The sequence below is a fragment of the Pedobacter aquatilis genome, assembly GCF_030409415.1.
In the GTDB taxonomy this organism is placed as follows: domain Bacteria; phylum Bacteroidota; class Bacteroidia; order Sphingobacteriales; family Sphingobacteriaceae; genus Pedobacter; species Pedobacter aquatilis.
In genome coordinates, this window is the sequence record NZ_JAUFPW010000021.1 from 1 (window position 1) to 22,259 (window position 22,259).

Below are 22,259 nucleotides of genomic sequence, written 5' to 3' on the forward strand. Positions count from 1 at the left end.
TAGGCTTTCTCCTCGTCTAGATAACCTAAGATCGTTAAAAAGTTTACTGTAATCTGTTCCAAACATGAAACAAAAATAAAAATAAAGATGTGGGTACACGGTAGGGTGGCAGCGACATACTTTTTGGTGCAGAAACTTGAAATATCTACAAACTTTAATAAAAAGATATAGCGAACAACGGGACTGGTGTTGCCAAAATGTTGCTAACCTAAATTTTCTAATTTTATTTATAAGCTTAAGTTAAGCTCCATTTCTTAACTTTAAGATAATCACATCGCCATATTATTATTGCAATTTGCCGACACGCAAAATAGATTAAAATCGGCTACATTTGCGCTAACAACAATACAATAATAATGAAGATAGGAATTGTTTGCTATCCCACTTTTGGTGGAAGTGGCGTAGTTGCAACAGAACTTGGTAAGGCGCTTGCAAATGAAGGACATCAAGTTCATTTTATCACTTATAGTCAGCCGGCACGGTTAGATTTTTTCTCTGAAAATTTATTTTACCACGAAGTATCTGTAAGAGATTATCCGTTATTTGATTATGCGCCATACGAATCTGCTTTGGCAAGTAAGCTGGTAGATGTTGTTCGCTTTGAGCAGTTAGATGTTTTGCATGTGCATTACGCTATTCCACACGCTTCTGCGGCGTTTATGGCCAAACAAATATTGGCGAGTTACGGCATTCGTATTCCGGTAGTAACTACCTTACATGGTACCGATATTACCCTAGTTGGTAAGGACCCAACCTATAAACCTGTTGTAACGTTCTCTATTAACCAGAGCGACGGTATTACAACTGTTTCTCAGGATTTGAAGGATGATACCTACAATCATTTTGAAATTACGAAGGAGATTAAAGTTATTCCAAATTTTATAGATTTTAGTCGTTTTAGTTTACAGGCAAAAGACCACTTTAAGAAAGCAATTGCACCAAATAATGAACGTATTTTAATTCATACCTCAAATTTTAGAAAAGTTAAGCGAACATCTGATGTGATTAGGGTTTTCGAAAAAGTACAGGCAGTTATTCCATCAAAACTTTTAATGGTTGGCGATGGTCCGGAGCGGGTTTATGATGAGCAACTTTGCCGTACATTAAACATTAGCGATCATGTTCGCTTTTTGGGTAAGCAAGATGCGGTTGAAGAAATTTTATCGGTTTCTGATTTGTTTTTAATGCCTTCTGAATCTGAGAGTTTCGGTTTAGCAGCTTTAGAGGCAATGGCATGTAAAGTTCCGGTAATTACATCGAACGCAGGTGGTTTGCCAGAGTTAAATGTTGATGATTTCTGTGGTTACATGTGTGATGTTGGCGATGTGGAGGATATGGCAAACAAAGCCATTACCATTTTAAGTAATGATGAAACGCTTAAGTATTTTAAAGAAAATGCCTACACCAGGGCAAAAGATTTCGATTTGAAAAAGATTTTGCCAGAATACATCGATTATTATAAAGAGATTGTAGAAAATTCGCTTCAAACCAATACGAATTAATTTATTTTAGTTAGTTGATTATGATGTGTTTCAAAGCTTTAGAGGCTTTGCTTCGTGATTAGGTTTCAATCTTAACAAAAGCTTTATACATTAATAATGGTTAAAACAAAACTTTCTCAAAATCAAATCATTATAAATCGTACCTTTGCGGCAAATGAAAAAAATAGTTGATTATAGAAAGCTTTTAAATGTAGATAAAACAGCAGAGTTAGCCTTGCTGAAATCTGTTTATCGTACCATGATGAAAGAATGTCATCCTGATAAGTTTCAGGTTGAGGAGGAAAAGCTGGCGGCCGAAGCAAGAAGTAAAGAAATTATCGAAGCTTATCACTTTTTAGTGAGCATTGCTCCTGAAACTTGTGCGCAAAATATCGAAACTTATACCAACACAATTACCAATTCAAATATTTTAGATTTCGAATACAAGCAATCGGTACTGAATGTTCAGTTTTTTGATGGAAGTGTTTACGAGTACTTTGATGTGCCAAGAGCCATCTACATTAAACTGGTTAACGCCGATTCTCCGGGACGTTTTGCCCGTAGGCATATTTGTAGTTCTTATCCATACCGCAACGTTACAAAGGTTGCAGAACCAGCATAAAATTCAAAGCTTCCTGATTGTTTAGGAAGCTTTCTTGTTTTAGGGGTGTTTCATTAGATCGTTGTTTTTAAATTAGATCGTCATTCCCGTGAAAACGGGAATCTTAAAGCCTTAGATAACGTTAACAGTTTAAAGATTCGTCTTGGCCAGACGGGCCTTTTTCTTTTGGCAGCAAAAGAAACAAAACTGTCGGCTTAAAATTTTTGTATTAAAGTTAGTGGTTTGGCTTAGTTAAGCTATTACCAAAAATTTGTTAGGCCGATTTAAGGTTAACGAAGGCGCATTACTTAGGCTTAGCCAGACGGAAATAAAAAATGTGAATGTTTTTCATTCTCCTTAAGTTAATGACATTAGGGGTTAGGGGTGGTTTTTATAACTATACTGAACCAACCATTTCCAAAAAAAAATCTAATTATTCAACATCGGTTTAAAGCGATTGTCTTTATTTCTTAAATCTAAACCACCTTCGTAAACAGATTTTAGGTTGAGCAGGTAAAAACTCCAACCATTGTGACAGCCTAAACGAATATTGCGTTTTGAATCATCATCAGTCGGGATGTTTTTTTGAGTGAGCTCTACAATAGTGTATTCAAATTCTGACCTTAATTTTATATCTACCAGGCAATTTCCGGCAAATGTAAACTGAAAGTTATCTGTTTGATTCGCTTCGGTTATTTTACCACGCTCTACATCATCATATAAGTACCAAATCCATTTGTAGCTATCGCCTTTTAAGGCGTTCCTGCTCTTGTCTAAAATAACACTATTTTCATCAGAAAACCCGGCATCGCTTAAAAACCATTTTTCTATTTCTATAGCTTTTGTCCAGGCGTTGTAAATGGTTCTTAAATCAGCCTTTATGGCAATCCTAATGGTGAATTTTGTCCAATTGAAGTTTTCCATTATTGAAATAATAAGCAAACCGGTGCGCCAACTTCAATACGTTTTCCGCTATCGATTAACTTTCCTGTAATGGTATTTCGTTTAAAAATTACTACGTTATTTGTGTATTGATGTGCAACTAATAAGAATTTGCCGCTCGGGTCGATGGAAAAATTTCTTGGCCCCTTGCCTAATGTGCTTACCGTTTCTACTAACCTTAAAATTCCGGTAGGTAAAATAGAAAATACCGAAATGGTGTTTGCATCGCCTCGGTTGGTTTGGTAAAGGAATTTTCCATCAGCAGATACATGAATATCTGCACCATCAATTTTTCCTGTAAATGCTTTATCGGTCGTTCCGATTTCCTGAATTTTCTTTAAGCTACCATTGCTGTAGTAATAGCCCGTAATGCTGCCATTAAATTCGTGAGCTAAGTAAGCAAATTTGCCATTTGGTGTAAAGGTTATGTGTCTTGGACCTGAGCCTGCATTTGTAGGGAGCACGCTTTTTAAAGATAATACCGTGTTTTTATTTGTTGGATTATAAGCATAGGTATAAATTCTATCCTCGCCTAAATCGTTACAAATTAGATATTTACCATCTGGCGTAAATTTAACCATATGTACATGTGCGCTTTCTTGCCTGCCTTTCGGGTCGATGCTTTTACCAGTATGTTTAATAACCTGAACTGCATCTGTTAATGAACCATCTGCCTTTCTTTTGAAGACAGCCAACGTGCCCCCTGAGTAATTGGCAACTACTACATTCTGTCCCTTAACTGTGATATAACATGGGTCGGCGCCTTCGCTGCTCACTTTATTTATAAATGTTAATTTTCCAGAAATTGCATTGTATTTAAAGGCGCTTATCGTGCTACTTTCGCCAGTTTCATTTACACTGTAGGCAAACTTTTTATCGGCAGAAAGTGCTAAATAACTTGGGTTTGCAACATCTTTTGTAATGGATTTTAATTTGGTATTGCCAGTTAAAGTATTAAAGTTGTAGGTGTAAATGCCTTCACTTTTGCCAGTGTTGGTATACGTACCAATAATTAAATTGTGATTCGGTTTTTGCGCCAGGGCGATGGTATTAATCAATAGAGATAGAATTATTAGGTTATATTTTTTCATGGGATTTCCTGTTTTGCATATAAACAAATATGGGAAAAAATAAGTCTAACAAAAAAGGCAACCGTTTGGTTGCCTTTTTTGTTATTTTATCAAATGTTTAATTTGAATCAATTCGTGCTCTTCTAAGTATCTCCATCTGCCTCTTGGTAAATCTTTCTTAGTTAAATTGCCATAAACAACTCTGTCTAATTTTTCTACCGAATAGCCTAAATGTTCGAAAATACGGCGAACAATGCGGTTTTTTCCACTATGTATTTGAATACCTATTTCTTTTTTTGTACCACCAGCAACGTAAGAGATATTATCAGGTTTGATTAAACCATCCTCAAGCTCTAAGCCGAAAGCAATTTTATTTAAATCACCTTGTGATAAAGCTTTATTTAGCTCTACGTTGTAAATTTTAGTAATTCCGTTTTTCGGATGCGACAATTTATCGGCTAAATCACCATCATTTGTCATTAATAGTAAACCTGTGGTATTGCGGTCTAATCTTCCTACCGGATAAATGCGTTCGCGGCTAGCTTTGTCTACCAACTGCATTACGGTACGGCGTTCCTGCGGATCATCAGTTGTAGTGATGTAATCTTTAGGTTTATTTAATAAAACATAAACTTTTTTCTCACGTTTTAGTAATTCGCCATTGTAGCGAACTAGGTCTTTTGCCGGGTCTACTTTATGACCTAGCTCAGTAACTGCTTCGCCGTTAACGGTAATAATACCTGCAGCAATCAGTTCATCTGCCTTACGGCGAGAACAAATACCTGCGTTTGAAATATATCTGTTAAGGCGAATTAAGCCTTTGTCTTCGTTTGTTTTTCTACCTTGTTGAATTACAGTTCTTTCTTCGCGATTAAATTCCGTATCTCTCGGTTGAGCTTCTTCACGTTTTCTGAAAGGTCTGCTATCAGCAGCAGTTCTAGGTTTTACATCTCTAGAACTTCCTGCGCTTGGTTTGAAATCATCATTTCTTCCGCCTCTAGATTTGAAATCTTTGTATCCGCCTTCTCTAGGTTTGAAATCCCTGTCGCCAGTTCTCGGTTTAAAAGTTCTCGAATCTCCATCCTTAGATTTGAAATCACGTTCTCCTCTTGGTTTATAGTCTCTTGCTCCATCTTTTGATTTAAAATCTCTTTCTCCTGTTCTCGGTTTGTAATCTCTAGAACTTCCTTCTCTTGGTTTAAAGCTTCTTCCTTCTGGTTTTGCATCTTTTGATTTGAATTCGCGTTCTCCAAATTTAAAAGCTTTAGGCTCTTCGTTTTTCGATTTGAAATCACGATCGCCTCTTGGTTTGAAATCTTTTTTATCGCCGAAAGATTTTGATTTAAAATCTTTACTGCCTGCGCTTCTAGGTCTGAAGCCTTCTTTTGAATCGGATGATTTGTTGAATTTACTGTCTTTGTCTTCTGATCTTCTTCTGTCAGAACTTCCGGCACTGCTTCTGCCTTCTGTTTTCCGGCTGCCCGGTTTGGACTTGTCATCCCGACTGTTCCTGTTGTTTTTATTTATCATGATACGCAATTAACCGCACCTAAAATGCGGGCTGCAAATTTAGGCAAAATTGATGAACAATACAATTTTGAGCGGCGTAAAAATTTGATAAAAAAATAGCCTCTAAAATAGCAAAAAGGAGTTAAAATTCAAAATTTAAAACCCACGTTTAAAGCACTTTAAAGGTCGATTTTGGTGGTTTATTTTGCAAGTGCTTGATAATCTGATCATTATTTTTTACCTTTGCCAACGTTTTTTATAAGTTCACCAAAAAAAGGAGGAAGATGTTAAAGAAACACATCATACCATTTTTAATAGTGTCAGCACTATTTATTATGGCAAAAGTGTTCGCTTACCAAATGCCCTTAGCACAAAAAAGTCTTTTAAAAGAAGAAAAATTAAACACTAAAATACCCCAAAAAGTAGCGCCAAAAAAAGAAGAGCCGAAATCTCTGATGGCCAGATTGAATTTTGCTGATGAAACATTGCCTTTGGGTGATAGAAGAGTTGAGCGAAAAATGAAAAAAATCCTTGCGGCACATACATTCGATAACACACAAACACATCGATTACAACGCAAGGCTGCAGAATGGTTCCCCGTTATCGAACCGATTTTAGCAGCGTATGGAATTCCTGAAGATTTTAAATACTTAGCACTAGTAGAATCTGGAATGCAGGGTGGCGTTTCGCCCAAAGGTGCAGCTGGTGTTTGGCAGTTTATGCCAGGAACAGCACGTAGTTATGGGTTAAAAGTAAATGGCAATACCGATGAACGTTACAATTTACGTAAATCGACAGTTGCAGCCTGCAAGTACATTAAAGAAATGTATAAAGGTTTAGAAAGCTGGACATTAGTTGCTGCGGCATATAATGTTGGCGATGGACGCTTACGCAGGCAAATCGATAATCAAAATCAAGACAATTACTACAAAATGAAACTTAACCGTGAAACCGGTGGTTACGTATATAAAGTGATTTCGATGAAACAGATTATTGAGCACCCGGCACGTTATGGTTACGAAAAACCAAAAGAATTATTGGCTTATAACGCCGAATAAAGATAAAAGACAAGCATTTGGTAAACGTCCTGAAGTAAATTCAGGACGTTTTTTTTGCGAGAATCCTTTAGCCACGGAATCACAGAATTCACGGAATTTTTATCTTTAATTTTTTAGCTTTAGTGTTTACATTCAAAGTCCTTTCTTTGCAATATGTATAAACTGCAAATAGAAAAAATAAAACCCCAACCAGGCGACAACATTACCATTCAGCTTAAATCTGTTGAGGGTGATTATCCTGAGTACCATGCTGGTCAGTTTATATCGCTAGTTTTTCAGGGCAGAAATGGTGAGATTAGACGTTCATATTCTTTCAACAGTTCGCCTGATGTGGATGAGCCTTTAGCCATTACTGTTAAGCGTGTAGAAAATGGGGAGATTTCCAGATTATTGCATCATAAAACTGTTGCCGGCGATGTTCTCTTTGCTCAAGAACCTCAGGGCTTATTCAGTTATTTACCTGATGAAAATCTAGAGCGTGATGTTTTTCTCTTCGCTGCAGGTGTAGGCATTACGCCCTTATTCTCTATTATGAAAACGGCACTCGTAAGAGAAACGCAATCCAAAATCACGTTAGTTTACAGCAATCGTTCTTTAGAAGATACTTTATTTTATAAGGAAATAAGCGAATGGCAGGAACAATATCCCGATAGGTTAAAAGTAATTTGGATTTTTAGCAACAGTAAAAACTTAATGACCGCCCGGTTAAATAAATTTTACATTGATAAATTGTTAAAGGAAAATTTGATTTTTGATAGTAGCGATGCGCTTTTTTACACCTGCGGACCAATAATTTATATGGATTTATGCAGGATAACTTTATTGGGAATGGGTTTTGATATCGCACAGATAAAACGAGAAACTTTTGTATTGCCGGAAGATGAAGTTGATGAGGACGACAGTACAGAAAAAGTTGTAGATAAAAATACTTATTCGGTTGTTTTGAATTTTAAAGATGAAATTCATCATCTTGATATTCCCTGGCCTAAACGGATTTTAGACGTAGCACTTGAGCATAAAATTAAATTGCCTTATAGTTGCCGTGGTGGCGTTTGCAGCACTTGTGTTGCCAATTGCACCAAAGGAAATGTTCGTATGGATTATAACGAAGTTTTAACCGATGATGAATTGGAAAGGGGCAGGGTTCTAGTTTGCACCGGCCATCCAACCGAAAACGGAACTACAATTGAGTGGAATTAAATTCTGACAATTATAATTCCACTCCAATATCATCTTTGTTGTTATTTAATTTCGTTCTTATTTAAGCATCTGGAATATTTGGCTCGACCAAATGTTTTAATTTTTCAAGAGATTCTTGCCAGCCCAAATAGCACATTTCTGCCGGGATGGCTTCAGGGATTCCTTCTTGCGTTGCAACAAGTTCAGTTCCACAAATCACCTTTTTTATAGTTATTGTGGTAATCATCTGTCCGGGTAAATTCGGGTCGTCAAACTGGTCGGTATATTTTAAAAATTCATTGGGTTTAATCTCTAAATATTCGCCACCGAAGGATTGTTTGTTGCCAGTAGTAAAATTAGTGAAAGACATTTTGTATTTGCCACCAACTTTTACATCCATACTATGCACCTTGCCAACAAAGCCATATGGCGGCAACCAAGCGGCCATAGCATCAGGATCTGTAAATGCTTTAAAAACTTTTTCAGGGCTTGCAGCCAAAACTCTATGGAGTGATACGTTATTTGCCATCTTATTTGTTTTTATCTTAAAGTTAATGAAATTATTTTTTTAAGCTAACAGATGTTTTATGTGAGATGGCTGTCTATGTATTTAATATTTAATTAATTACGGCATTTATTTTTGCCCAAAGCTCATTATCGAAACCAGAAACGGCAAAGTTCGGGTTGCTTGGATTTGATGCATTACCCATTCTAACAATAACCATCTTTTTACTTGGTACTACGTAAATCCGTTGGTCGTTTGCGCCCATTGCGGCGTACATATCCGTTGGTGCATTTGGTACTAAAGCACCTGTGTAAATGGTTTGTTCACCAGGAATCATAAACTTAGTTTTACCATTTAGCCACCATAGATAACCGTAAGATGGATTTATACTTTGCGAAGTATTGATTGCATCGTTAAAGTATGCTTCGCTGATAATCTGCTCATCTTTCCATTTTCCTTTATTTAAGGCCAAAAGTCCGAACCTTGCCATACTCCTGGTACTGCTGTGGTAAATGGTGTAAATTGTACCGAAGTTCCAGAAACCATCCATTCCGATTTTGTTTTTTAGCTTTTCGTTAAAGTAGGTTTCAAAATCTTTATTACTGGCTTTGGCAACCACATCAGTTAATTTTTGAAACACGTTTCCGTAGGCCCATCTTGTTCCGGCATCGGCAATATATGTGAGGTTAGGTTTTACAACAAATTGTTTGGTATCATCTAAGCCCGAAGTCATGGTGAGTAGATTTCTTACCGTGATCAGGTTTTCTTTGTCAGATGGCATGCTTGTCCATCCGGTTCCTAAATAATCTGAGGCTTTATTATTGATACTTAATAAGTTTTCCTGTTGTGCAATTCCTGTAGTGGTTGATACTAAAGTTTTGCCTGCGCTGTTCCATTCCCACTCAGTTGATGCGGTATGTCCGTTGAAATATTCTTCCATCACGATTCTGCCGTTAACGAGTATCATAAACGATTTGGAATTCTTTTGCGTGAGGTAGGTTTTTAAATCGGCAATAGCATTGCTGTTCCAATTTAACTGTGCGGGTGTGGTTGTCTCCCAGGTTGTGCTGCCATTCGCCGGGAAATAGATTCCGGTATCCGGATTGGTTGGTGTTGGGTTGCTGCCTTTTTTGCAACTTATTAATGATAAAGAGATGAGCAACAATAGGTTTAGATTCTTCATAATGTTCGTTTTAAACTTTGACTGGTTTTTAAGAGAAAGTTTAAAAGGGAGGACGTCTGATTTTTTTTTGGTAATTTAAACATTTCCTTCCTTTCTCTAGAATTATAAAACCGTTCTTCGCGAACAAACGTTTATTGGGTAATGAAGAAACATCTCCTATCGCTCCTGATTATAATCTTTCCGGTGTTCTTATTTGCGCAAATGAGTAATCAGGATTCTTTATCGTTTAAAAGGGAAATCGCCAATAAGGCTTATGTTAGCCTCTACAAAGAAAACGCAGACTTAGCGTACACATCGCCTTTTGGAGAAATTGGTGCGCCCTCAAAATATGTAATTAATGGGCGGTTAACTACAACTTATATGCTTTTGGGTAGTTATAAATCGCCAATTGCTTTTTCCATTATTCCCGATTTTACCGTTCGGGTGCGAAATGAATTCTCGGCCGCGGTTCGTACACCCAGTTATCGTTTGGGTGGGGCCTTGTACGCTCGTTTAAATAGAAACCCTAACGATTATAAATATGCAGAACTGGCTTTTACGCACCATTCTAACGGACAAGATCAGGATGCCAGAAATCCTGATGGGAGCATTAATACCATCAATGGCAATTTCAATGCAAATTATCTTACATTTTCCTATCGCTTTGGTCATTTACTCGCTTCCGCCGCAGGCGATACAAAATATTACACTTTAAATCATAGGGTAGGTTTGCAAACGCACAAATTATTCAGGTACGAACCTGTTTTGGACGATGGTTTTGGCTTTACTCGATTGTTATATAATTTTTCTTTTAGAAGATATGATGAAATGGAGCGAAAATCGCTAATGCAAAACAATAAAAAGAGCGAAAAAGAAACCTGGAGGCTAAATGCAGAGATTAGTTATGCGGTTAATAAAATTCCAGAGAGAAATTTAGCTAATATTCAAAAGCGGCTGAATGCAGAAATCAATTTTAATTATAGCTTTTCTTTTATGCATAACGTATTTTTAATGGCTGCGGTTGGCTATTATGGCGAGGATAATTATAATATTTATTTTCAAGATAAGTATGCTTATATGCGTTTTGGATTGTCGTCTGGGTTTTTGAGGAATAGGGGGAGGGAGTAGCTAATTCCATATTTCTTTAACAAAGTCTTCGGTTTGAATTGCAAGTTCAATTGATATTTCTGGTTTATAGTTTCATAGGTCACTTAAATCATTAACTGAAGCTAAGGTCTCCGACCGAAACTCAGCACTAACCCAACCAATTTGCAACTGCAATATTTTCAGTCAAAGTCATTGTTTGTATTTTAAATTTAGGTGACCGCTGAAAAAGAGTACACTTAAATTAGATGGTTTTTTTCTGTAGTCGAATTTATTATAAAATTGTCGATGTTTTGGGATGTCTTAAATAAAGTCTCCCTATTATCAATTTCCTGTTGTATTTTATTAATGAAATAAACCAAATAAATTGCAACAATGTTAAATCCAACCGTTACCAATTCTCCGTTACTGTTTATGTTGAATTGAAATCCGGGAAATGAAAAATTAAAAGTGAAATTAAAGTCGTTAGTGTAGTCAATACCAATGGACAGTATCAGTCCAGCAACAAACTTGAAGCTAAATCCAAAAATTGCAAAATTAATCACTTGCAAAGCCTGATTAATTGTCGAAAGTTTAAGTCCTTCTTTTATTTTTCCTTTTAATAATAGCTGTCCGCAGTAAATAGAGAATGAATAAAGTCCAGCGGCAAAAATAAAAATCAAAATTAGAAGTCCAGTGATTGTAATTGTTTTGCCATTAACCATATTGTAAGCCCCATACCAATCAGACCGCCAACAATTTGGTATAATGCAAGTCCCTTAATTTTATTTTTTAAATCGTTATTTAAATTATTCTCCATAAGTGTCAGGTTTGTTTAATTGTCGTATATAAAGAGTAGCGTAAAATTTATTCTTCTAAAACTAATAAATTTAAGTCAAGCTTCAAACAAATTATCCGCTTTGAGTAACCAAAAATTAAAAAATACAAAACCCTATGTTGCGCCTGATGTTAATATAGCGAGGCAATCAAAATGTTAAAAAAGCTAAGCGAAACGTGTGCAAATAATTATGACAATTAAACCGTAATACAGATGGTGTTAACCTTTCATTTTGATAAAATTTTTAGCAATTTTGCCGATTGGAATTTTGCCTTTTTTCGGGCCTAAAATTCCTCAACCTTTTTAAAAAAATATGAGCAATAAATCTATCGACCTTGGCGAGCAAAAAGATGTAGAAGTTTACGGAGCAAGGGTACATAATTTAAAAAATATAGATGTGAGTTTCCCCCGCAATCAAATGGTTGTTATAACCGGTTTGAGTGGCAGTGGAAAGTCTTCGTTGGCTTTTGATACCATTTACGCCGAAGGACAACGCCGCTACATGGAAACGTTTAGTGCCTACAGTCGCCAGTTTATGGGTGGTATGGAGCGCCCGGATGTGGATAAGGTTTCGGGCTTAAGTCCGGTTATTGCCATAGAACAAAAAACCACCAGTAAAAACCCACGTTCTACGGTGGGTACCATCACCGAGATTTACGATTTTATGCGTTTGCTTTATGCTCGTGTTGCAGATGCTTACTCGTACAATACAGGTGAGAAAATGGAGCGCATGAGCGAAGACCAGATTCTTCTAAATATCTACAAAAAGTTTGATGGTGTTGCGGTAAATATTCTTGCGCCTATTGTTAAGGGTAGAAAAGGGCATTACCGCGAGTTATTTGAGCAGGTTCGTAAGCAAGGTTATACAAAGGTTCGTGTTGATGGAGAGATTAAGGATATTACGGCAAAAATGCAGGTGGATAGGTATAAAATCCACGATATTGAAGTTGTAATTGATAGATTAATTATCGATGAAAAAGATAAAAAACGTCTGTTAGATTCGCTTCAAATTGCCATGAAAATGGGTAAGGGCGTTATCAAAATCAGCGATAAGGATAATAATGTGGCGCATTTCAGCAAGTTTTTAATGTGCCCAACTACCGGAATTTCTTACGATGAGCCTCAACCAAACAGTTTCTCTTTTAACTCGCCTTACGGTGCGTGTGAGCGTTGCGATGGTTTAGGTTATATTTTTGTGGTGGATAAGGAATCGGTAATGCCGAATCCTAAACTGAGTATTTTAAATGGTGGTTTAGCACCGCTTGGCGAGTACCGCGATACCTGGATGTTCCAGGTTTTAAAATCTCTTTCTAAAAAATACAACTTCTCTTTATCTACGCCAATTGAAAAATTAAGCGATGAGGTTATCAATATCATTTTAAACGGTGCGAACGATTTAATCAAAGTTGAGGTTGAATACAACAAGTGGAATGTTCAGAATTATAACATTACATTCGATGGTATAATTAAAATGCTCGAAGAGCAAAACGAAAAGCGGAGCGAGGCTGCGGTTGATGATATGGATGCTTTCCGTAAACTTAAAACCTGCCCCGAATGTAATGGCGCTAGGTTAAAGAAAGAAAGTTTGCATTTTAAGGTTGATGGTATGAACATTTTCGATTTATCGTCGATGGATATCAGCAACCTTTTCAAATGGTTCGAAAACGTAGATGAACGCCTTTCAGAACGTCAGAATATCATCGCTAAAGAAATTTTAAAAGAGATTAAAGCCCGTATTGGTTTCTTAACTGATGTTGGTTTAACTTATTTAACCTTAGATAGAACGGCTCGTACGCTTTCTGGTGGCGAGGCGCAACGTATTCGTTTGGCAACACAAATTGGTTCGCAATTAATGAATGTGATGTACATTCTGGATGAACCCAGTATAGGTTTGCACCAGAGGGATAACGAACGTTTAATTAATGCGCTTAAAAACCTACGTGATTTAGGCAATACCGTTTTGGTGGTGGAGCACGACAAGGATATGATTCTGGAAGCAGACTGGGTTATTGATGTTGGTCCGGGTGCAGGTATTCACGGCGGAACCGTGGTTGCAGAAGGTACAGCAAAGCAGATTTTAAAGTCGAATACCTTAACTGCACAATATTTAAATGGTAAAAAAGGCATCGAAATTCCTAAAGTCAGACGTAAAGGTAATGGACATAAACTGTCTATCATTAAAGCGCATGGACATAATTTAAAAGATGTTTCAGTAGATTTTCCTTTAGGAAAATTTATTGCCGTAACTGGGGTTTCAGGTAGTGGAAAATCAAGCTTAATTACCGAAACTTTATACCCGATTTTAAATCACCATTTCTTTAGGGCGAAAAAAACACCCTTGCCTTATGAGAAAATTACAGGTTTAAAGGAAATTGATAAAGTTATCGAAATCGACCAAGCACCAATCGGCAGAACGCCACGTTCTAATCCATCAACTTATACAGGTGTTTTTTCTGATATCAGAAATTTATTTGTTCAGTTGCCTGAGGCTAAAATCCGTGGTTATAAACCAGGTCGTTTTTCTTTCAACGTAAAGGGTGGAAGATGCGAGACTTGCCAAGGTGGCGGTATGAAAGTTATTGAAATGAACTTTTTACCAGATGTGCAAGTGCCTTGCGAAGAATGCGGCGGTAAGAGATACAATCGAGAAACTCTGGAAGTTCGTTACCGCGGAAAGTCGATTAGTGATGTTTTGGATATGAGTATTGAAGATGCCTGCGTTTATTTTGAGCACATTCCGAACATCTACCGCAAGATAAAAACCTTAAAAGATGTGGGTTTAGGTTACATTACTTTGGGGCAATCTTCGGTTACTTTATCAGGAGGTGAAGCGCAAAGGGTAAAACTGGCTACAGAATTATCAAAGAAAGATACGGGTAAAACCTTCTATATTTTAGATGAACCGACAACTGGTTTACACTTCGAAGATATTAATGTATTGTTGGGTGTTCTGCAAGAATTGGTAGATAAGGGCAACACGATTTTAGTAATTGAACATAATTTAGATGTGGTAAAAGTTGCCGATTGGGTTATCGATTTAGGTGAAGAAGGTGGCGCTGGTGGCGGTAGAATCTTATTCGAAGGTACGCCCGAGGGTTTAATCCAAAACCCGATTAGTTTGACAGGAAAGTTTCTGAAAAAGGAAATGGAGTTGTAAGGGAATTGATAGATTGTTAATTGCTGAATTGTTAGGATACAGTTTACAATGATGTGATTGATAGGGCTTTTGTCATGCTGAATTTATTTCAGCATCTGTTTATTTCAAATCTATTTTTGCTATTTAGAATAATTGTTGGCTAAAGCAGAAGTGTATTATGAAAGATACAGGCAGCTAAAGCAGCCTGCAATGAATAATGAATTTTAATAGATGTGCATTTTAGATGCTTTACAATTTCATTGCCTTTGGTTTCAACCAAAGGATAATAGAAAAAAGCTTATTTTATAAAACCTCAACATTTCTGCCTAATGTTTTAAACCGAATACCATCGCTTTGCAAAACCGTTATGGTAATGTGCCCGGTTTTGCTCGTATTTATATCCTTAACAATTCCTGATTTTCCTTTGTGTGTTCCATGAATAACCTTGCAGTTATCTCCATCTTGTAGAAAGTTTATTTCACTCATATTTATTTGCCCGCCATTCCTGCAAAGCCCATCACAAAACCAATAATTCCTGATAAAAACAGGTAAGAAACAGGAACCATTATCGCCCTAAATAATGCGGCTTTTTTTGAATAGCCATAACCGCCAAAAAATTGGCTGTAAAACCATATGGCATATATCATTCCACCTAAGCCAACAATAAAGTAATAAACAAATAGCAGTGTAGTAATATTGGTATAAAAAATGGTAAAAATAGAGAAGGCTAAACTAAGTATTAATTCTGCTGCAGTTCTGTAAGAGTTTAGTACCAAGTGCTCGCTATAATTTAATCTGGCTTTTCTAAACCAGAAGAAACTGAATAACGAATAAAGTGGGATTAATATCAGTATTGTTGCTTTAGGATATTTGGTAGAAAATTTTTCCAAAGTATTCATGGCAGCTTTACTGCTTTCTGGCATTAAATCAGAAATATGAATATGAATGTACGGTGCTAGCAATCCAGAAATTGCAAGAATTAGAACAATTAAGGTTACAAAACTGAAAAATTTAGCACGTTTACCTTGAATAAATTCTCTTACACTATGTCCAGGTCTGGTAAAAAGTTGTTTAATTGTATATAATACACCTTTATCAACATGCCACACACCATGAATAAAATCATGTTCAACAAAATGTTTTAAAGAATAACGATGTGTGCTGGATTTTTGCCCACAACTTTGGCAGTAATTTTCGGTAACCTCACGATTGCAGTTTAAGCAATTGTGGTGAAGGGATGGAGCGTTTGTATTCACTAATTAACTTGTCTAGATTTTATTTCTGTATTGATTTGACCGAAACGTATCAGAATTGGGAGCAATGTTATCATACTTGCTGGAAGCACAGCAATTAGTCCGAAGTTTTTCTTTTGGAAGGCAACATACAAAATAATTGTAAATGCTAAAAGTAATACAACGCCAAATCCAATAGCAACGCCTTTTAATAGATTTCTCTGTTTAATAAGAGATTCCAGACTTTGATTTGATAAGTTATCTTTCATAAATGTTTGGTCTATTGATGCAAAGCCGAATTTAGCAAAAGTTATAGTATCTTTTTTCATTTATTTCACCTTTTGGAAAGCTGTATAAAGTCATTTAGTATTTAAATAAAAAAGCGTCCCGAAATTAACCGGGACGCTTTACTAATTTGATTATTAAGCTTGTGACTCTAAGTATTGCGCATAGCAATAACCTTCTTCGCCATTTTTAGTACGCACCAGCCACCATAAATCATTACTTCTGTTAACAAGCGTTATAATTTCGTCGTGAGCCGCTTTACCCACAATCGGTTGGTCGGTTCCAGGTCCTTTACGGATGTTTAAATTGCTACTCTTTGTAATAACCTTTGCTTGAGTTACCGCGACATCAATAGCTACGTTAACATTTAAAACTAAATCTCCGGAAGCAAAATTTGGGTCGATTTGATTGTATATCTCCCAAAGATTATCTTTCGTTGTAGCGTTACCTGCTGTTCCATCAACATATAAAATGCCGTCTTGCTCGCGTACGGCTAAATTTAAAACGCCTGCATTAGCTGCAGCATCCGTTAGTGCTTTATATTTATCTTGTAATGCCATTGTTTCGGTTATTTTACGCTTAATTTATTGTCGATTTTCTTAGGTTTTAATGCACTTAGTTGTTGCATCAAGGTAATCAGCGAAGCTTTTTTAATTTCTCCTGTAAGCATAACCACGCCATCTTTAACTTCAGCTTTTACGGTTGGAAAATCTTTAGTAGCATCAGCAACATTTTTGGTTAAAACCTGATCTTGTGCAATAATTACTGGAGCTACAGTTTTAATAGTTAAGCTGTTAATTACCGATTTAACACCTTTTTCTGCTTTAGCAATTTCTTCTGCTTTAGCTTTCGCTGCTTCGTCTGCAACCTCACCAGTTAAAGTTACATCGCCTTTAACAACAGAAACTGTAACACCTGCCGGCTCTTTTGCTTGTACTGCAGCTAAAATATCTGCATCTTTTGGTTTGCAGCTTGCTAAAAATAGCGTTGCAGCAATAACCACACTCATTAAAAATTTAGTTGTTTTCATCCTTTTGTATTTGATATTGTTTAAAAATTCTACTAACAATCAGTTCTTATGGGGATAACCGATTTAAAAATTAAACAAGGATGATATTTTGAATTAGCGAATATAGGAAATGAGTTTAAAAGGAAATGAAAGGATTAGATTTATTTATTCACAAATAGAAAGTTGCGTTGATTATCTATTAATCAAAAAAGGTTCGCGATGCTGCGAACCTTTTTTACACTAAATCTCTAATTACTTATTTCCAATCTTTAAAGGGATATCTAGTTAAATTGGAATTGAAATATTTCTGCTCGTGTGTAACTTCTTCTGCAACCCAATTGGGGATTTCGAAAACTTCATCTTCAGTTCTAAGCTCAATTTCGGCAACGATTAAACCATTGTTATCACCGGCAAAGACATCAACTTCCCAAAGTTTATTTTTGTAAGTTATTTCATATCTGGTTTTCTCCAATTCGGCTTCCGAGAAATTGTCTAATAATTCTTTGGCCTCTTCCAGAGGAATTTCATATTCATATTCCAATCGCGTTGCGCCAGTTGATATACCCTTGATGGTTAGCCAAGCCTTATCATTTGAAATTCTTATCCTAATGGTTTTATTTGGCTCGGTTAAAATATAGCCTTGCCTTAAATGTTTTCCGGCGGGCTTTTCTAACTTAGTCCATGCTGTTAAATCAATCAGAAATTTTCTTTCGATTTCTTTTCCCATTATCTACTTCTCTTCTGTAAATCGGCGATAGGTAAACTAATTAATCTGCCAACAGGATTTTTTCCCTTGTAAGAAATTATACGCAGCATACTAGCATCTTTTGGCGGCGTAATTGCAGCAGTATATTTTGGATAAAAACGATCTGGGGTAGAATTATCAAAACTGTAATAGATATCCAGGCCTTCAATTTCTGGTGTAAGTTCAATCATTAGTTGCTTATCTGGCGACCTTTTAACGCTAATCGCAGGATCATAAATTGCAGCTGAATACTTTGTTTCTGCTAAATCTAAACGCTGAAAATGTTGTTCAGTTCTATCTACAAAATTAACCCAGTTCTTCTTCTCAATCGGGCTCCAAACCGATTCAGCAATAGCAAATGCTCGTGGCCAAAGCATATATTGCACCTGGCGGAAATTAAAAATCTGCTCTGTCCATAAATTTGCCTGACCGCCAATGATGTATTTTGGGTCTGCACCTGCCGGAATTGGATTAAACTGATAAGTTTTATTTAAACGAAGTGAGGCATAAACTTTAGGTTCTGTGATCACATCGGCTTGCATGTAATCCAAATAAGCAAAATCGGTTGGGCTCATTACAACATTGTGTTTGTCTTTTGATGCCTGAATACCATATTTTAAACCTCTCCAACTCATAACAGAAGCCGTCGGCGAAACACCACCTTCTAAAATTTCATCCCATCCCATAAATTTTTTACCTTTTGAAACCACGATTTGTTCTACTCGTTTCTCAAAATACGCCTGTACCTGAGGGATGGTTTTTAATCCTTCACGTTGCATCAGTTGCTTAACCTGTTCATTTTTCTCCCAGAAATTATGAGGCGCTTCATCTCCACCCATGTGTATGTACTCGAATGGGAAAAGTTTAGCAACCTGCGTAATGACAGAATCTAAGAATACATAAACTTTCTCGTTTGCCGGACAAAGGGTATTGTCAACCAATGCCAATGGCGGCGCTCCACGACTCCAATCCATAATTTTTTCGCCAGAACGTACCTTGTAATTCACTGCATCAGGTGTACAAGATAATTCAGGGTAAGAAGCGATGGCGGCTAAACTATGTCCGGGAACATCAATTTCGGGCATAATATTTACAAAACGCTCTTGCGCATATTGCACAATTTCTCTGATATCATCTTGAGTGTAAAAACCACCATAAGTACGTGGTTCATCAGCTGTAGGCGGAATAAAATCGCCAAATGTGCCAACTTTTTTTACACTCCAGGCACCAACTTCTGTAAGTTTAGGTAAACCTTTTATTTCGATTCTCCAACCTTCATCATCTGTTAAATGCCAATGCAGTAAGTTAAACTTGTAACGAACCATATCATCGATGAAACGTTTTACTTCATCTTTGGTAAAGAAGTGACGGGCAACATCAAACATTAAACCTCTCCAGCCCAATTTTGGATAGTCGATTACATCCACACATGGTGCTTGCCATTTTACGTTTTTTACTAATTCTTTGCTTTCAATATGAGTCGGGAATAACTGGATTAAGGATTGTACGCCCCAAAAAATCCCGGCAGGTTTATTAGCCGTAACTACAATTTGTGTTGGATTAACATTCAGTTTGTAGCCTTCGTTTCCAAGTTGCGCATCTTCCTGAGTATTCAGAATTAATTTTATAGTTGGATGTGCTGCACTGTTCGCCGTACTTACAAATTTGCCAGTTGATGTTGTGATTCTATCCGTTAGAAAAGCAATCGATTGTTTCAATTCGCCACTTTTTACCGCATGAATGGTTACATTTTCTGGCAAAGTAAAGGTGCCGCTTTTCTTCATTAAAGAAACCGGTTCGGGAATAATTGCAATTGGCGTTTGTACTGCGACTGCATCGCCATCGCCAATTTCAGTTTCGTTAATAATGGTTTGCGCATAAACATTCGCTGTAAAAATGCAGCAGGAAATAATCAGGAATAGCTTTCTCATTAAATATTTTACTGATGATTAATTGAAAATTATTAATCGGCAATTTAATAAAAAAGATTTACAGTGGTTTTGTGGCAATTTTAAACCGCAAAGAGCGCAAAGTCTTTAGTAAAGGAAAAGAAGATTAAGCTGCTAAATATCCAGCTTTGTGTTCTTTACGTTTATCTTTATTTTTCTCTGCGATAAAAAATAATTTACTTTACAATCGCATTAATAAATGCACTGTGTAAATTTTTGCTAAACGGACTTTGTTTATCCTTTAAACGCTCCGGGTGCCATTGAACAAAAAGTAAAAAGGATTTTTCTTCGGGATGAAGGCGTTCCATGGCTTCGGCAACTCCATCGGCAGTAATGGCACTCACAACAAAACCCTTTGCCATTCTATCAGTACTTTGGTGATGGTTGCTGTTTACCAATCCTTTATCAGTATTTACAATCTGGCTTAACCAAGAGGATGGATTTACAAAAATTTCATGATACCTGTCACTTTTATCAGGCATTTTTCCATGGTCAAATTTGCCCCAGATTGGAATATCAGGAATTAAGTTGCCGCCGAAAAATACATTGCCAACCTGCATACCTCTGCAAATGCCCAAAACTGGTACTTGATTTTCTTCTGTATACGCTAAAACTTTGAATTCAAACTCATCACGCTGCTCATCAATATCATCATCATAACAGTAAGGATAATATTCAGGTTGGTTATAAAATCTAGGATGAACATCTTCACCACCTGTTAAAACAATGCCATCGCAATTTTTAATCTCCTCAAAGTTATTGAGTTTGTAGCCAAGCTGAATCACTTCAACTCGTTCATCGTAACTTAAAACCCAATCGCGATAGATTTCGAATTTACTACAATCTGTAACACCAATTATGATTTTATCGGGCATAAAAATTCTATTTTAAAGATAAGAAGATATGCAACTAAAATAATGGTAAAGGCTGAAATCGCAAAGGGTAAATTAAACAAATTAGTCGTTTGTCATTTCGCCACGCAACGATTTTTCCATTAGCCTTTTGCTGTCTTCAATAGGTAAACCTAAGCCCATTACAAACATCAGTTTGGTTACCGTAGCTTCAAAAGTTAAATCGAAACCACTCAAAATGCCCATTTGCTGTAGTTCTCTGCTGGTCTCATAACGGCCTAATTGTACCGAACCTTTTTTGCATTGCGAAATGTCGATAACAATTTTTCCGCTTTCTGTGGCTTGTTTCAAACTATCTAAAAACCATTGTGCAGTTGTGGTGTTGCCAGAGCCAAAGGTTTCCAAAATTATGGCATCAACCTTTGATTCGGTAATAGCGAGAACCGCCTGAGGTGTAATGCCCGGATAAAGTTTGAGTACCCCAATATTTGGGTTAAAGTTAGTGCGCAAGTTCAAACGCTCTTCGGGTGCTTCTAAAATATAGTTAGTATGAAATTGTAAATGTACACCCGCTTCTGCCAAAAGCGAATAATTTGGTGAACGAAAGGCCTCAAATTTTTCGATATTGTATTTGATGGAACGGTTACCTCTAAATAACTGGGCGTCGAAATAAATGCAAACTTCGGGCACAAGTGCCTTGCCTTTTTCCTTTGTGGCGGCAATTTCTAAAGCAGTAATTAGGTTTTCTTTGGCATCGGTACGGATTTGCCCAATAGGCAATTGAGAGCCGGTCAAAACCACAGGTTTGGCTAAGTTTTCTAACATAAAACTTAAAGCCGATGCCGTGAAAGCCATTGTGTCGGAGCCATGAAGGATAACAAAGCCATCATATAAATCGTAGTTTTTATGAACGAGTTCGGCTAAGGTTTTCCAAATTTCGGGATCCATGTTTGAAGAATCCAAAACCGGGTCGAAAGAATGTACATCTAATTGATAATTTAAACGGCTAAGTTCTGGAACGTTATTTTTTATTTGCTCAAAATCAAAGGGAATTAACATTCCATTGTCTGGATCGTTTACCATACCGATGGTTCCACCGGTATAAATTATCAATATTTTTGTCATTTGGTTGGTAATAGGTTGCTCAGCGCAAAAGAACGCAAAAGATTTGTAATTCGCGGATTTGTTTTCAATGAATTAACAATGAATGCGGGTTTTGCATCATGCTACCCTCTTAGGATGGGGCAGGGGGAGGATTTATTATTTGTCCTGGCCGGACGGGCTTTTTTCTTTTTACACAAAAAGAAACAAAAGTGTCGGCTTAAAATTTTACTATTAAAGCCAGTTAATTGGATTATTCTGTGTACCCCGAAAATTTGTTAGGCCGATTTCAGTAAAACGTGGATTTGGTGCTTTGGCCTAGCTAAACGGAAAGGCATTTTCGTGTATAAGATGCAAATGTTATTCGGAGTTAGCAATTCTTTTCTTAGTACAGGTTTGCATCATGCTATCCCCCTTTGGAGGGGTTGGGGCAATGTCATTAACTTAAGGGAATCATAGGGTAAGGAACTGTAAAAACAGTTCCTTTGTGCTTTCGAAACAACCCCCATGACATCAACAAACA

General features: G+C 36.7%; 22 protein-coding genes. 6 read left to right on the forward strand and 16 right to left on the reverse strand.

Going from position 1 to position 22,259, the window contains the following annotated elements; all coding sequences use genetic code 11:
- Positions 1-356: 356 nt before the first annotated feature.
- Both bshA and QWY86_RS09460 read left to right on the forward strand, forming a co-directional pair.
- Positions 357-1,502, forward strand: a complete 1,146-nt coding sequence (gene bshA / locus QWY86_RS09455; RefSeq protein ID WP_290241275.1) for an N-acetyl-alpha-D-glucosaminyl L-malate synthase BshA — start codon at positions 357-359, stop codon at positions 1,500-1,502.
- 154 nt (positions 1,503-1,656) lie between these two features.
- A complete protein-coding gene (locus QWY86_RS09460; RefSeq protein WP_290241276.1) occupies positions 1,657-2,103 on the forward strand; it encodes a KTSC domain-containing protein in 447 nt (148 codons plus the stop codon).
- Between the two features lie 408 nt (positions 2,104-2,511).
- Here QWY86_RS09460 and QWY86_RS09465 read toward each other — a convergent pair whose 3' ends face one another.
- The 3 genes from QWY86_RS09465 to QWY86_RS09475 form a co-directional block, all read right to left on the reverse strand.
- Entirely contained in the window at positions 2,512-3,006 is a 495-nt protein-coding gene (locus tag QWY86_RS09465) for an SRPBCC family protein (RefSeq protein WP_290241278.1), read from the reverse strand.
- Positions 3,006-4,115 carry a lactonase family protein gene (locus QWY86_RS09470; protein WP_290241280.1) on the reverse strand — a complete coding sequence of 370 codons (1,110 nt, stop codon included), beginning with the start codon at positions 4,113-4,115 and terminating at the stop codon, positions 3,006-3,008. Before QWY86_RS09470 ends, QWY86_RS09465 begins: the two co-directional genes overlap by 1 nt.
- Before the next feature lie 81 nt (positions 4,116-4,196).
- Positions 4,197-5,624 (reverse strand): pseudouridine synthase, encoded by a 1,428-nt coding sequence (locus tag QWY86_RS09475; protein ID WP_290241282.1) that lies wholly within the window; start codon positions 5,622-5,624, stop codon positions 4,197-4,199.
- A gap of 263 nt (positions 5,625-5,887) precedes the next feature.
- On the opposite strand from QWY86_RS09475, the gene QWY86_RS09480 reads away from it, so the two are divergent.
- Both QWY86_RS09480 and QWY86_RS09485 read left to right on the forward strand, forming a co-directional pair.
- A complete protein-coding gene (locus tag QWY86_RS09480) occupies positions 5,888-6,661 on the forward strand; it encodes a lytic transglycosylase domain-containing protein (protein WP_290241284.1) in 774 nt (257 codons plus the stop codon).
- Positions 6,662-6,814: 153 nt separating this feature from the next.
- On the forward strand, positions 6,815-7,861 hold the full coding sequence (locus QWY86_RS09485) for a ferredoxin--NADP reductase (protein ID WP_290241286.1): 1,047 nt from the start codon (positions 6,815-6,817) through the stop codon (positions 7,859-7,861).
- A 61-nt stretch (positions 7,862-7,922) separates the two neighbouring features.
- Here the strand turns inward: QWY86_RS09485 and QWY86_RS09490 are convergent, their stop codons facing one another.
- Together QWY86_RS09490 and QWY86_RS09495 are read right to left on the reverse strand one after the other, a co-directional pair.
- A complete protein-coding gene (locus tag QWY86_RS09490) occupies positions 7,923-8,369 on the reverse strand; it encodes an SRPBCC family protein (RefSeq protein ID WP_290241288.1) in 447 nt (148 codons plus the stop codon).
- A gap of 88 nt (positions 8,370-8,457) precedes the next feature.
- Entirely contained in the window at positions 8,458-9,528 is a 1,071-nt protein-coding gene (locus QWY86_RS09495) for a serine hydrolase domain-containing protein (RefSeq protein ID WP_290241290.1), read from the reverse strand.
- 141 nt (positions 9,529-9,669) lie between these two features.
- On the opposite strand from QWY86_RS09495, the gene QWY86_RS09500 reads away from it, so the two are divergent.
- Complete coding sequence (locus QWY86_RS09500; protein ID WP_290241292.1) at positions 9,670-10,635, forward strand: hypothetical protein; 966 nt, start codon at positions 9,670-9,672, stop codon at positions 10,633-10,635.
- 215 nt (positions 10,636-10,850) lie between these two features.
- On the opposite strand, the gene QWY86_RS09505 is transcribed toward QWY86_RS09500, so the two are convergent.
- Together QWY86_RS09505 and QWY86_RS09510 are read right to left on the reverse strand one after the other, a co-directional pair.
- Positions 10,851-11,315, reverse strand: a complete 465-nt coding sequence (locus tag QWY86_RS09505) for a hypothetical protein (protein WP_290241294.1) — start codon at positions 11,313-11,315, stop codon at positions 10,851-10,853.
- Positions 11,276-11,410, reverse strand: a complete 135-nt coding sequence (locus QWY86_RS09510) for a hypothetical protein (protein WP_290241297.1) — start codon at positions 11,408-11,410, stop codon at positions 11,276-11,278. Before QWY86_RS09510 ends, QWY86_RS09505 begins: the two co-directional genes overlap by 40 nt.
- Before the next feature lie 331 nt (positions 11,411-11,741).
- On the opposite strand from QWY86_RS09510, the gene uvrA reads away from it, so the two are divergent.
- Complete coding sequence (uvrA, locus tag QWY86_RS09515) at positions 11,742-14,585, forward strand: excinuclease ABC subunit UvrA (RefSeq protein WP_290241299.1); 2,844 nt, start codon at positions 11,742-11,744, stop codon at positions 14,583-14,585.
- A gap of 282 nt (positions 14,586-14,867) precedes the next feature.
- On the opposite strand, the gene QWY86_RS09520 is transcribed toward uvrA, so the two are convergent.
- From QWY86_RS09520 to QWY86_RS09560, 9 genes are all read right to left on the reverse strand, one after another.
- The gene (locus QWY86_RS09520) at positions 14,868-15,050 is read right to left on the reverse strand and encodes a KOW motif-containing protein (RefSeq protein ID WP_290241300.1); all 183 of its coding nucleotides are present in this window, start codon (positions 15,048-15,050) and stop codon (positions 14,868-14,870) included.
- 2 nt (positions 15,051-15,052) lie between these two features.
- Positions 15,053-15,820: a DUF3667 domain-containing protein gene (locus QWY86_RS09525; RefSeq protein ID WP_290241302.1), complete on the reverse strand. Its 768-nt coding sequence runs from the start codon at positions 15,818-15,820 to the stop codon at positions 15,053-15,055.
- Positions 15,820-16,125 (reverse strand): hypothetical protein, encoded by a 306-nt coding sequence (locus tag QWY86_RS09530; protein WP_290241304.1) that lies wholly within the window; start codon positions 16,123-16,125, stop codon positions 15,820-15,822. Before QWY86_RS09530 ends, QWY86_RS09525 begins: the two co-directional genes overlap by 1 nt.
- Before the next feature lie 93 nt (positions 16,126-16,218).
- Entirely contained in the window at positions 16,219-16,641 is a 423-nt protein-coding gene (locus tag QWY86_RS09535) for an SH3 domain-containing protein (RefSeq protein ID WP_290241307.1), read from the reverse strand.
- Positions 16,642-16,649: 8 nt separating this feature from the next.
- A complete protein-coding gene (locus QWY86_RS09540) occupies positions 16,650-17,111 on the reverse strand; it encodes a BON domain-containing protein (protein WP_290241309.1) in 462 nt (153 codons plus the stop codon).
- A 235-nt stretch (positions 17,112-17,346) separates the two neighbouring features.
- Positions 17,347-17,817: a CYTH domain-containing protein gene (locus QWY86_RS09545; protein ID WP_290241311.1), complete on the reverse strand. Its 471-nt coding sequence runs from the start codon at positions 17,815-17,817 to the stop codon at positions 17,347-17,349.
- Complete coding sequence (locus QWY86_RS09550; RefSeq protein ID WP_290241313.1) at positions 17,817-19,766, reverse strand: beta-N-acetylhexosaminidase; 1,950 nt, start codon at positions 19,764-19,766, stop codon at positions 17,817-17,819. The genes QWY86_RS09545 and QWY86_RS09550 overlap by 1 nt, the downstream gene beginning before the upstream one ends.
- A 194-nt stretch (positions 19,767-19,960) precedes the next feature.
- Positions 19,961-20,659 (reverse strand): gamma-glutamyl-gamma-aminobutyrate hydrolase family protein, encoded by a 699-nt coding sequence (locus QWY86_RS09555; protein ID WP_290241316.1) that lies wholly within the window; start codon positions 20,657-20,659, stop codon positions 19,961-19,963.
- A gap of 81 nt (positions 20,660-20,740) precedes the next feature.
- The gene (locus QWY86_RS09560; RefSeq protein WP_290241317.1) at positions 20,741-21,760 is read right to left on the reverse strand and encodes an asparaginase; all 1,020 of its coding nucleotides are present in this window, start codon (positions 21,758-21,760) and stop codon (positions 20,741-20,743) included.
- Between the last annotated feature and the right edge of the window lie 499 nt (positions 21,761-22,259).

What these genes read in the sequence shown, in the direction of transcription:
- QWY86_RS09465 (WP_290241278.1), bottom strand. Translation starts at nt 3,006, where the DNA reads ATGGAAAACTTCAATTGGACAAAATTCACCATTAGGATTGCCATAAAG.
- QWY86_RS09530 (WP_290241304.1), bottom strand. Translation starts at nt 16,125, where the DNA reads ATGAAAAAAGATACTATAACTTTTGCTAAATTCGGCTTTGCATCAATA.
- QWY86_RS09480 (WP_290241284.1), top strand. Translation starts at nt 5,888, where the DNA reads ATGTTAAAGAAACACATCATACCATTTTTAATAGTGTCAGCACTATTT.
- QWY86_RS09475 (WP_290241282.1), bottom strand. Translation starts at nt 5,624, where the DNA reads ATGATAAATAAAAACAACAGGAACAGTCGGGATGACAAGTCCAAACCG.
- QWY86_RS09505 (WP_290241294.1), bottom strand. Translation starts at nt 11,315, where the DNA reads ATGGTTAATGGCAAAACAATTACAATCACTGGACTTCTAATTTTGATT.
- QWY86_RS09510 (WP_290241297.1), bottom strand. Translation starts at nt 11,410, where the DNA reads ATGGAGAATAATTTAAATAACGATTTAAAAAATAAAATTAAGGGACTT.
- bshA (WP_290241275.1), top strand. Translation starts at nt 357, where the DNA reads ATGAAGATAGGAATTGTTTGCTATCCCACTTTTGGTGGAAGTGGCGTA.
- QWY86_RS09460 (WP_290241276.1), top strand. Translation starts at nt 1,657, where the DNA reads ATGAAAAAAATAGTTGATTATAGAAAGCTTTTAAATGTAGATAAAACA.
- uvrA (WP_290241299.1), top strand. Translation starts at nt 11,742, where the DNA reads ATGAGCAATAAATCTATCGACCTTGGCGAGCAAAAAGATGTAGAAGTT.
- QWY86_RS09535 (WP_290241307.1), bottom strand. Translation starts at nt 16,641, where the DNA reads ATGGCATTACAAGATAAATATAAAGCACTAACGGATGCTGCAGCTAAT.
- QWY86_RS09555 (WP_290241316.1), bottom strand. Translation starts at nt 20,659, where the DNA reads ATGCCCGATAAAATCATAATTGGTGTTACAGATTGTAGTAAATTCGAA.
- QWY86_RS09495 (WP_290241290.1), bottom strand. Translation starts at nt 9,528, where the DNA reads ATGAAGAATCTAAACCTATTGTTGCTCATCTCTTTATCATTAATAAGT.
- QWY86_RS09545 (WP_290241311.1), bottom strand. Translation starts at nt 17,817, where the DNA reads ATGGGAAAAGAAATCGAAAGAAAATTTCTGATTGATTTAACAGCATGG.
- QWY86_RS09500 (WP_290241292.1), top strand. Translation starts at nt 9,670, where the DNA reads ATGAAGAAACATCTCCTATCGCTCCTGATTATAATCTTTCCGGTGTTC.
- QWY86_RS09560 (WP_290241317.1), bottom strand. Translation starts at nt 21,760, where the DNA reads ATGACAAAAATATTGATAATTTATACCGGTGGAACCATCGGTATGGTA.
- QWY86_RS09520 (WP_290241300.1), bottom strand. Translation starts at nt 15,050, where the DNA reads ATGAGTGAAATAAACTTTCTACAAGATGGAGATAACTGCAAGGTTATT.
- QWY86_RS09485 (WP_290241286.1), top strand. Translation starts at nt 6,815, where the DNA reads ATGTATAAACTGCAAATAGAAAAAATAAAACCCCAACCAGGCGACAAC.
- QWY86_RS09550 (WP_290241313.1), bottom strand. Translation starts at nt 19,766, where the DNA reads ATGAGAAAGCTATTCCTGATTATTTCCTGCTGCATTTTTACAGCGAAT.
- QWY86_RS09490 (WP_290241288.1), bottom strand. Translation starts at nt 8,369, where the DNA reads ATGGCAAATAACGTATCACTCCATAGAGTTTTGGCTGCAAGCCCTGAA.
- QWY86_RS09540 (WP_290241309.1), bottom strand. Translation starts at nt 17,111, where the DNA reads ATGAAAACAACTAAATTTTTAATGAGTGTGGTTATTGCTGCAACGCTA.
- QWY86_RS09470 (WP_290241280.1), bottom strand. Translation starts at nt 4,115, where the DNA reads ATGAAAAAATATAACCTAATAATTCTATCTCTATTGATTAATACCATC.